The organism is Catenulispora rubra, from assembly GCF_015356825.1.
GTDB lineage: Bacteria > Actinomycetota > Actinomycetes > Streptomycetales > Catenulisporaceae > Catenulispora > Catenulispora rubra.
In genome coordinates this window covers 1-1,336 of the sequence record NZ_JAACYW010000624.1, presented here as the reverse complement: position 1 = coordinate 1,336, position 1,336 = coordinate 1, and the positions used below count along the sequence as shown (strand labels likewise).

Sequence of the window (1,336 nt, the reverse complement as noted above, 5' to 3'; positions counted from 1 at the left end):
CGAAGCCGGTGGCCTAACCCTTGTGGAGGGAGCCGTCGAAGGTGGGACCGGCGATTGGGACGAAGTCGTAACAAGGTAGCCGTACCGGAAGGTGCGGCTGGATCACCTCCTTTCTAAGGAGCCTCTCGGCACCTAGCACCCGCGACATCGCGGGTCGGCCGTCGTGCCGCACGGCTGGGTCCGCAGAGCAGTCCGGTTGATCACCCGTACGTGGTGGTGCCGGCGCTCATGGGTGGAACATCACGATTCTTTGTTAGTCACACACTGTTGGGTCCTGAGGAAACAGCGAGCCGGTTCTCTTAACTGAGACCGGCTGTTGTCTTCTTCAGAGCCGGATCGCCTGGCGATCGCATACCGGGCCCCGTGAGGGGTTGTCTGGTGCGCATCACAGTCCAGGTGGTGAGCCGGTGGGTGTTTGAGATCTGAACAGTGGATGCGAGCATCTTTGTGGCCAAGTTTTTAAGGGCGCACGGTGGATGCCTTGGCACCAGGAGCCGATGAAGGACGTGGTAGACCGCGAAAGGCCTCGGGGAGCTGTCAAACGAGCTGTGATCCGAGGGTGTCCGAATGGGGGAACCCGGCCGTATGTGAGTGCGGTCACCCACGCCTGAATATATAGGGCGTGTGGAGGGAACGACGGGAAGTGAAACATCTCAGTACCGTCAGGAAGAGAAAACAACAGTGATTCCGGGAGTAGTGGCGAGCGAAACCGGATGAGGCTAAACCGTTTGCGTGTGATACCCGGCAGGGGTTGCGCAGGCGGGGTCGTGGGACTTTCTGGTCAGATCTGCCGGTCTGGCACGGAGTAAGAAACCAGTTGTGTAGTCGAAGGCGATGCGAAAGCGCCGGCATAGTGGGTAAAACCCCCGTAGACGAAACATTGCTGGCTCCGAGGAAGTATCCCAAGTAGCACGGGGCCCGAGAAATCCCGTGTGAATCTGGCGGGACCACCCGCTAAGCCTAAATACTCCCTGGTGACCGATAGCGGACTAGTACCGTGAGGGAAAGGTGAAAAGTACCCCGGGAGGGGAGTGAAAGAGTACCTGAAACCGTGTGCCTACAAGCCGTGGGAGCTACGCTGAGCTGGATTTATCCAGTCTTGGTTGTGACCGCGTGCCTTTTGAAGAATGAGCCTGCGAGTTAGCGTTGTGTGGCGAGGTTAACCCGGGTGGGGTAGCCGTAGCGAAAGCGAGTCCGAATAGGGCGTCAGAGTCGCGCGACCTAGACCCGAAGCGTGGTGATCTAGCCATGGGCAGGGTGAAGCGCGGGTAAGACCGCGTGGAGGCCCGAACCCACCAGGGTTGAAAACCTGGGGGATGACCTGTGGTTAGGGGTG

The 1,336-nt window shown here is 59.3% G+C and carries 2 rRNA genes; both read left to right on the top strand.

The features are described from left to right. Positions 1-113, top strand: a 16S ribosomal RNA gene (locus GWK61_RS54610); the annotation flags it as partial. A 336-nt stretch (positions 114-449) separates the two neighbouring features. Next, positions 450-1,336: ribosomal RNA gene (locus GWK61_RS54605) — 23S ribosomal RNA — on the top strand; the annotation flags it as partial.